The sequence below is a fragment of the Azotobacter armeniacus genome (genome assembly GCF_054779355.1).
In genome coordinates, this window is record NZ_BAAGYK010000027.1 from 1 (window position 1) to 6,764 (window position 6,764).

The 6,764-nt window shown below is 61.2% G+C and carries 11 protein-coding genes and 2 pseudogenes; 6 read left to right on the forward strand and 7 right to left on the reverse strand.

All coding sequences use genetic code 11. The features are described 5' to 3' along the window. Nucleotides 1-334: pseudogene (locus ACYVD0_RS05890) on the forward strand (hypothetical protein); the annotation flags it as partial. Here ACYVD0_RS05890 and ACYVD0_RS05895 read toward each other — a convergent pair. The 7 genes and pseudogenes from ACYVD0_RS05895 to ACYVD0_RS05925 form a co-directional block, all read right to left on the reverse strand. After that, nucleotides 309-509 (reverse strand): annotated as a pseudogene (locus ACYVD0_RS05895) (IS1595 family transposase); the annotation flags it as partial. The pseudogenes ACYVD0_RS05890 and ACYVD0_RS05895 overlap by 26 nt on opposite strands. An 87-nt stretch (nt 510-596) precedes the next feature. Further along, entirely contained in the window at nt 597-1,100 is a 504-nt protein-coding gene (locus ACYVD0_RS05900; RefSeq protein ID WP_460425948.1) for an RES family NAD+ phosphorylase, read from the reverse strand. Then, nucleotides 1,097-1,546: an antitoxin Xre/MbcA/ParS toxin-binding domain-containing protein gene (locus tag ACYVD0_RS05905; protein ID WP_460425949.1), complete on the reverse strand. Its 450-nt coding sequence runs from the start codon at nt 1,544-1,546 to the stop codon at nt 1,097-1,099. The genes ACYVD0_RS05900 and ACYVD0_RS05905 overlap by 4 nt, the downstream gene beginning before the upstream one ends. A 171-nt stretch (nt 1,547-1,717) precedes the next feature. Then, complete coding sequence (locus ACYVD0_RS05910; protein ID WP_460425950.1) at nt 1,718-2,977, reverse strand: DUF1173 family protein; 1,260 nt, start codon at nt 2,975-2,977, stop codon at nt 1,718-1,720. Between the two features lie 236 nt (nt 2,978-3,213). Beyond that, on the reverse strand, nt 3,214-3,915 hold the full coding sequence (locus ACYVD0_RS05915) for a hypothetical protein (protein WP_460425951.1): 702 nt from the start codon (nt 3,913-3,915) through the stop codon (nt 3,214-3,216). Further along, a complete protein-coding gene (locus ACYVD0_RS05920; RefSeq protein WP_460425952.1) occupies nt 3,902-4,273 on the reverse strand; it encodes a hypothetical protein in 372 nt (123 codons plus the stop codon). The genes ACYVD0_RS05915 and ACYVD0_RS05920 overlap by 14 nt, the downstream gene beginning before the upstream one ends. Continuing rightward, nucleotides 4,263-4,442 carry a hypothetical protein gene (locus ACYVD0_RS05925; protein ID WP_460425953.1) on the reverse strand — a complete coding sequence of 60 codons (180 nt, stop codon included), beginning with the start codon at nt 4,440-4,442 and terminating at the stop codon, nt 4,263-4,265. Before ACYVD0_RS05925 ends, ACYVD0_RS05920 begins: the two co-directional genes overlap by 11 nt. A 246-nt stretch (nt 4,443-4,688) precedes the next feature. Between ACYVD0_RS05925 and ACYVD0_RS05930 the strand changes: the two genes are divergently transcribed. The 5 genes from ACYVD0_RS05930 to ACYVD0_RS05950 form a co-directional block, all read left to right on the forward strand. Further along, on the forward strand, nt 4,689-5,069 hold the full coding sequence (locus ACYVD0_RS05930; protein ID WP_460425954.1) for a hypothetical protein: 381 nt from the start codon (nt 4,689-4,691) through the stop codon (nt 5,067-5,069). 75 nt (nt 5,070-5,144) lie between these two features. Next, a complete protein-coding gene (locus tag ACYVD0_RS05935) occupies nt 5,145-5,390 on the forward strand; it encodes a hypothetical protein (protein WP_460425955.1) in 246 nt (81 codons plus the stop codon). A 148-nt stretch (nt 5,391-5,538) separates the two neighbouring features. After that, nucleotides 5,539-5,751, forward strand: a complete 213-nt coding sequence (locus tag ACYVD0_RS05940; protein WP_460425956.1) for a hypothetical protein — start codon at nt 5,539-5,541, stop codon at nt 5,749-5,751. A 21-nt stretch (nt 5,752-5,772) separates the two neighbouring features. Next, the gene (locus ACYVD0_RS05945; protein ID WP_460425957.1) at nt 5,773-6,081 is read left to right on the forward strand and encodes a hypothetical protein; all 309 of its coding nucleotides are present in this window, start codon (nt 5,773-5,775) and stop codon (nt 6,079-6,081) included. Nucleotides 6,082-6,195: 114 nt separating this feature from the next. Then, nucleotides 6,196-6,764: MBL fold metallo-hydrolase (locus ACYVD0_RS05950; RefSeq protein WP_460425958.1), on the forward strand; the 569-nt coding region annotated here is incomplete at its 3' end.

Genomic DNA, 6,764 nt, shown 5'->3' on the forward strand with positions numbered 1-6,764 from the left:
CGGGAGAGTTTATGAGCCAAATGGTCTTACTTTTCACGTAGCGCAACGTTTTAGCGGCTGTTTTGAAGGGGGGCGCAGCAGCCGCTTGAATTTTTCACAACCTCCGAGCGCAACTGCAGAATTAGATGTGCAAATAGGAAGCGCTATGGACGATAAAGAGTTGGGTTTGATTCTCAAGGATCTAATGAGCGAAAACTTGCAGGAACGGAAAAGGACTCGTCGCTGGGGGATTTTCTTCAAGTGCCTTGGTTTTGCTTATATCGCGGGCACGCTGGCGGTTTTCACTTTGTATGATCCGAAAAACAAGGCTATGTCTGAGTTAGCTGTTGCATAGCTGCTCGCCCCAGCGCCTCCCTCAAGCAAATCAATGGATTGAGCTGCGTCTTGTAGCGCTCGAGCAGGCGGCGCCATCCAAGGTAATGGGTCAGGTACTTGGTGGCCACCCCATGAAAGGGAGTCATCCAGCTCTTCAGTCGGCTGTCGTAGGCGTTCACGTTCTGGATGTGAAAGAGCGATAGCCCTGGCGCAACCAGTAGCGAGCCTCATACTCAAGCCGCGCCTGTTTTTGGCTGATCGGTTCGGCAGCGCGTAGACAGTCACCGCCTCCCCGGCCGGCACATTCGGTCACAGCCTCCTCCGCCGGGCTCTGCGCTGGGGCAGTTTCGTTGGGCATCGGAATCGAGGGGGAATTTTTCTACGTGAATGCTCGCCCCGCTGGCCTCGGGGTGCGCCGGGTTGAACAGGTAGTTGGTCGTGCAGGGAATGATGGCGCTCGGCACCGGGAGCAGCAGAGCGCTTCTCCCATCCAGAAAGTAATCACCCATGGCGCGCGTGACTTCCGGGTCAGACTTCCAGTGCTCCGGCAGCGGCGGAAGTTCGGCCAGCGAAACCGGGTCCGGAAGCTCGATGCGGATCAACTGGAGCGTCGTGGGGAAGTCCTCCGGGTCGATTTCCAGGTGGACCAGCACCTCCAGCATCGCCCCGGCCGGGCTGTCCGCCGCATAGATGACCGGCCTGCCAAGGTGGTGCCACCGGCCACTGGCGCGCAGGCCACCGATTCCGCTGAGATCTGCGTAGGCACTGATCCGCCAGAGGATCACAGGGCCAGGCCCTCAACGATCTGCAGCAGCATTTCCTCCACCTGGCTGGTGCCCTGCTGGGTGGTGAGCATCTGCATGGGCGTCAGGCCGGAAAACCGCTCCTTGGGTTTGGTGAGCCAGCGTTTGGCCTTCTCGCGGTCACCAAAGACAGCCTCGGCCATTGCCGTGATGTGGGCAGCGCGAAAGAACCTGTCGCTTTCCTCCACGGTCAACGGCTGATCCCGCTCGATGCGAGTCTTGAGGGTTCGCAGGGGGATGATCTGGTCGCGCTCCAGCGGCGTGACCACCCCGGCCTCGGTCAGCTGCACCAGGCGGGTCGCAGGAAAGCCCTTGGTGATCCGGGTGTGGATTTCAAAGTCGGTTGCCGACTCCGGGATGTCCAGCAGGCTTTGAAGACGTGCCCGGTATGCGGTGTAGCCATGGTCACGCAGGACTTCAGCAAGCATGGGGTCGCCTCCTATTCGGCATTTACCGCATTGTATCCGGCATTTACCGAGAGAGACAACAGCGCCATCCGCCATACCATCCCGAGGCGATTTTGCCTGCTGGGAATGAGCGCCAGCAGGCATTTGCCGGCAGCAGCAGGGAGAAATCTCCTCCTGTGTTTCTCAGGGCTGTCAACGCCGCTGCCTGGCCGGCGGGAAGTCGGGGATACGAAGGCCCTTGGGATCGGCCGCCGCGTCCCAGCTCCACCAACCATCGGCCCCATACTGGCGGTTGTACCAGGCTACCTTCCGGGTCTTGCGCTCCAGATACTCAGGGGTGGCCATCCCGAACACCTCCAGGGGGAAGTCCGACCCGACATCAAGCAGCCAGAAATCCGGAAAGAACTCTTCCTCCTCAGCATCGAAGCGCAGCGGCTTATCGTAGCTGCGTCCGGCGGCATGCAGCCGGGCCTCGATCGTCGCCTCATAGTTAGAGTCCAGCGGTATCCACCGCTCGCTAACTTGCATCAGCGCCAGCTCGATCACCTCCCCTTGTATGGAGTGGCCGCCTGGCCGGGGGGAAAACTGAGAGATGGCGATAACCCGCGCACCGTGCCTCCAAGCGGAAATCTCCTGCCCGAAGCGATTTTCCGCATGCGTCCAGACCATCTGGTCCATATGCAAGGTAGGCATCCCGAACGGACCGGCAATCGGTAGCTTAGACAGCCCACCGGCATGCCGCTCGGGGTTGTAACGAGCCAGCGGCGACACTGTGACCAGACGGTAGCCGCGCTCGGCAGCCAGCCGGCTGACCTTTTGGTTGTGCGTGGCATCACGGCTGTCCTTTGCTGCCGAGAGCAACAGCACCTCATTGAGCTTCAAGCGACTCGCCGAGATCTGGCTAGCGACCTTGAGCAGCCAAAAGTTAATCCGCCCTTGGTTGCGCTCGCCCTCCATCCCCGGGTACCAGACATTGAGACGGGCTTCGGTCCACAGCAAGTGCAGCAGACCCAGCAGGGTCATCGCCGGCTTACGCTTCCCAGGAAAAATTTTTGTCTGGAATTCAATCGCGTCGTCGATCGCCGTTGCCTGCTGCACGCGCAGGCCTCGAGCCAGGCGTACACGCAAAGTCCCGTCGTCGGCTTCCTCAACCACCTTCGCTTCGTAGCCCTGCATACCAGAACGATCCGGTGCAGGCGCATAGTACCGGCACTCCCTGGCGTGCTCGGAGCCGGTGTTGGCGAAGCGGGCCAGATGAAGTTCATCAGTCTTCTCCCTGCGCTTGATCGACAGCTTGCGTTCACCACGTCCAGGACACTGGCAGAGGGCGTAAGTGGTGCTATAAGCCTTTTCCAGCACGCTTTTCCAGCCCTTCGCATACTCCTTACTGGTCTGGAACTCGGGTGAGTAGCACTTACCAGCGAGCGAAACGGAAAATCGGCGGTTTAGCATGCTCTTTACTCCTTGGCTCGCAGTGAATGCTCCCCTCATATCCTATTGAGCTTGCCGCCTTCTGGCCAGGCTACGACCTCGTAGCCTGCAGCGCACACGGCACTGTTCGATTTTTTCACAACCTCTCAGGCCTCGGCGATCTTCACCATCATCAGCAATTCGCCCGTTGGCTTTTGCCAGTTGAGTTAGCCTGACCTTCGTTCCCTCGGGCAGATTTCTCACTGCAATCGTTTCTTTCACCGGCTTTCCTGTTGTATCCATTGGTTGCGTCCCGCCTTGAGCCCAAGCTGGTGGGCCAGCTTGTACACGGACGAGAGTGGGCGGCCGAGCTTGGCTGCGACCCACTCCGCATGCTTGTCGTGATAGTGACGGCGCAGGATCGAGATTTCCTCGGCACTCCAGCGCGCACGCTTGGCTGGCTGTGGCAATGGCATACCTCTCATCCATGCGTTTGCCCGCACTCCCCAGCCGGTAGGTTTAGGTGCCTTGGCGGCGCACAGTAGAGCGGCGCGCGTGTTGGGGTTGGCAGGCTTTCCGCGCTTGCTGTCCGCCATCTTCGCCCGGCTTTCCGGGCTTGCCGCCTGCTCCCGGCCGCGTGCTGCGGCATCCTGCGGGACTCCGGTGCGCTCCTGCAGCAGCCTGCGCGTGCCATCGGTGACGCGCTCCACGCCCACCGCCTTGCGCCACTGCCAGACCTTGGTCGGACGCACGCCCCAGTAGTGACAGATCGCCTCGACCGATTCGGTGCGGATCGCCCGGGCCAGGTCAGCGGTTAGGATCAGCGAGGCACGCCCGGTCTTCTTGCGTCGCGGCCACGGGATCGGCGCAGCAGTCCAGCCGCCGACCTCAGTCAGTCCCTCAAGCTCGTCGGCTATCCAGTCACCCACCTTGCAGTCGGTGGCCAAGTAGGGGGCGCCGATCAGCTCAGGCGCCGGCATTGGCCAGCTCCAGGGCCTTGCGGATACCTTCGGACGCATTGCCGCCGCCGAGCCGCTGGGCGACCTCCCAGCTAGCGTCGTCGATATAGACGTTGCGGCGCCGGCCGTCCTCCATTTTCTTGGCGTTTGCGAACTGGCCGAGCGCGGCCAGAACTTTGCGCTGGTCCAGGGTGCGAATTGCGCCGGCATTGGCCTGGGCATAGATGCCGGTGTTGAGGTTGCGCACCAGGGCGCCGGTGTCGCTCTCGCCGCGCGTCACGGTGCCGACGATCTCCCACCCAGGCAGATCGGCAGATTGGTACAGCCGAGGCTTGCCCGGCTGCTCGATTGTGATGCGGCCGCGGTTGTCATGCGCCATAGGTCGCTTCCCTCCAGGCCAGATAGTCGACTTTCTTCGACTCGCTTAGCCAGTGACCAACCATTGGGCCTTCTACCCATACGTCGCCATCAGCGTCTACGCTGGCCGTTTCACAGTTGAGCCATTCGCGGATGGTTTCCTCGTCTGCAGTGGTAATTCGCTTTTCCATGGCTTGCTCCGCCCCTGATTCCGCGAGGTGCCGGTGGGCTGCTGCCCTTCGATTATTTAAATATACACACAAAGCATTCCAAGTAAAAAAGTATTTTGTGTGTATAAAAAAATAAGCGCCGTTCACCACAACGCCGCCCCCTCTTCCCTATGCCGATCTGCCCCTGGCCGGGGATCGCTTATCCAAGCTTGGGTTTTCCCGTGCCAGCCGTAGCTTGAAGGCACTAACCAGCAGGGAGCCCTCCCCATGAAACACCACAAATCCGCCCAGCAAGCCCATCCGCACATCGAGGCCGTCCGCCGCCTGCACGCTCTGTGCAACGCGGTGCGCAGTACCGGCACGCGAGGCTCCAAGGCCCGCATCGAGTTTGTGCAGCTGGCCTACCGCTACGGCCTGGTAGACGAAATAACCAGCTACGCCCTGTGGGATCGCGGCTACGTTGACTTGGGCGAGCGCACTTTCGACACCTGTTTCGAGATGGGCGACTCCGAGGAGGTAATTTCTGCCCTGATTCAGGATGCGCGCCAGCACGGCTACCTCGGCTACATCGAGCAGGAGATCAATTGCCCGAAGACCTTCGCGCGCTGGTGCAGCTACGCCGACCGGCAAGGTGAACTCGCGCTGTGATCCCGGACGGAGCACGCTTGGGTTTTCGTCGGCCCGTGCGAGCCTGAGCGCAATGACAACAGCCAGGAAGTGAACATGAGCATGCTGTACTTTGTGACCGATTGCCGCCCCGGAGAGCCCTGCATCATCCAGGGCCACGAGCGAGCCCCGCTGATCATCAAGACCATGGAGGGTGAGGAGGTATTGAGGCTGGCGCCAATCCAGCCGTGGACGCACGAGCGATTGGTCGCTCTTCCGCTCCAGGAGCTCTTGGGCGAGGCGCTGGACGACGGCGCAGACGCCTACCTGGGCGAGCAGTGGGTCGGCAGCACCGAGGTGTGAGACTCTTCCCAACCAGAAGAAGCCTGTTCTAGATGCTCGGTCCCGCCCTGTGTGGGCTTCCTGCGGGCCGCACTGGAGCAGTGCTCGGCGACTTGGGTTTCTCGCCAGGTGCGTGATGCTGACAACTCCACAAGACGGAGTGCCAGCAATGCAAAACTCATTCGACGCCCTTCCAGCCCATGATCTTGGTAACGACCAGGACTTGAACGCCGATCAACCGGACCACAAGTACAACCCGGAAGGCGATGGCGAGCACCCGATGTACACCCGCGCCATGTGGCGCGAAGCAGTCGCCGCCGAGAACACTCTGTCCGGCTACTGGCAGTGGGTCGCCCACGAAATAGAGGGTTTTCGGGTTTAGGTGCTGTTGGAGAATAAAAACATGGCCGAAATTTATCAGTTTCCACAAAGCCGACGCCTTCACAATGCACGGCTCAAGTCTGAGCAGGCAGAACGTACACGACTGGCGGAGTGGTTCCGTGCGATAGCGGATCGAATAGAAGGGAGCGAGGTTGAGCGCGAGCCGCTGGCCGCAATGATCGTACTATCCAGCATATCGGGAGACGAGGTGCTTCATGTGGGGTACAAGGCCCAGGGGGTTAGCCTGGTTCAAGCCGGGATGGCTGCGTCACAGCTTTCCACCTGCTCTTACACGCGCCGCGGTGGAAATTTCTTTGATCGGCGCAAGTAAAACCTGCTTAGGTCGAACAACACGCTTTTCCGAACTCCCGATTAAACAATCCCGCTCCTTTTTGGCCGGGAAATTCGGCTTGAACAGAAGCGGGACAGCAACAGGAGATGGAAGATGGTTTTTTCGGCCCGACGTGCCAATGGATTCAGGCTGGAGCGCATGCAGGCCTCCCGGCAGTATGCCGACGGCGGTTTCATGAACACCTACCAGCCCAGCGTACAGCGCGTGCCCGAGGGCCGGCCGACGCTGGCCGACTTTCTGTTCCGCGGCGAGGGCCGCACGCCGGCGAACCCCCAACCCATCATCGACCCACGCGCCAGCTGGGCCCGGCCCGTCGAAACCGGACTGCGGGCCACCTGGCTCGGCCATTCGACCGTGCTGCTGGAAATCGACGGCCACCGGGTGCTGACCGATCCGGTGTGGGGCGCGCGCGTCTCGCCGCTGCCCTTCCTCGGCCCCAAGCGCTTCCATCCGGTGCCGGTCGACATCGCCGCCTTACCGCCGCTCGATGCGGTGCTGATCTCCCACGACCACTACGATCATCTGGACTACCCGAGCATCCGGGCGCTGGCCAAGCTTCGGGTGCCCTTCGTCACCTCGCTCGGCGTCGGCCTGCATCTGGAGGCCTGGGGCGTGCCGGCCGAGCGCATCGTCGAGCTCGACTGGTGGGAACGCACCGTGCT

Excerpts from the sequence above, each read along its gene's own strand:
- ACYVD0_RS05905 (WP_460425949.1), bottom strand. The coding sequence starts at position 1,546 with ATGCTTGCTGAAGTCCTGCGTGACCATGGCTACACCGCATACCGGGCA.
- ACYVD0_RS05910 (WP_460425950.1), bottom strand. The coding sequence starts at position 2,977 with ATGCTAAACCGCCGATTTTCCGTTTCGCTCGCTGGTAAGTGCTACTCA.
- ACYVD0_RS05915 (WP_460425951.1), bottom strand. The coding sequence starts at position 3,915 with ATGCCGGCGCCTGAGCTGATCGGCGCCCCCTACTTGGCCACCGACTGC.
- ACYVD0_RS05920 (WP_460425952.1), bottom strand. The coding sequence starts at position 4,273 with ATGGCGCATGACAACCGCGGCCGCATCACAATCGAGCAGCCGGGCAAG.
- ACYVD0_RS05925 (WP_460425953.1), bottom strand. The coding sequence starts at position 4,442 with ATGGAAAAGCGAATTACCACTGCAGACGAGGAAACCATCCGCGAATGG.
- ACYVD0_RS05930 (WP_460425954.1), top strand. The coding sequence starts at position 4,689 with ATGAAACACCACAAATCCGCCCAGCAAGCCCATCCGCACATCGAGGCC.
- ACYVD0_RS05935 (WP_460425955.1), top strand. The coding sequence starts at position 5,145 with ATGAGCATGCTGTACTTTGTGACCGATTGCCGCCCCGGAGAGCCCTGC.
- ACYVD0_RS05940 (WP_460425956.1), top strand. The coding sequence starts at position 5,539 with ATGCAAAACTCATTCGACGCCCTTCCAGCCCATGATCTTGGTAACGAC.
- ACYVD0_RS05945 (WP_460425957.1), top strand. The coding sequence starts at position 5,773 with ATGGCCGAAATTTATCAGTTTCCACAAAGCCGACGCCTTCACAATGCA.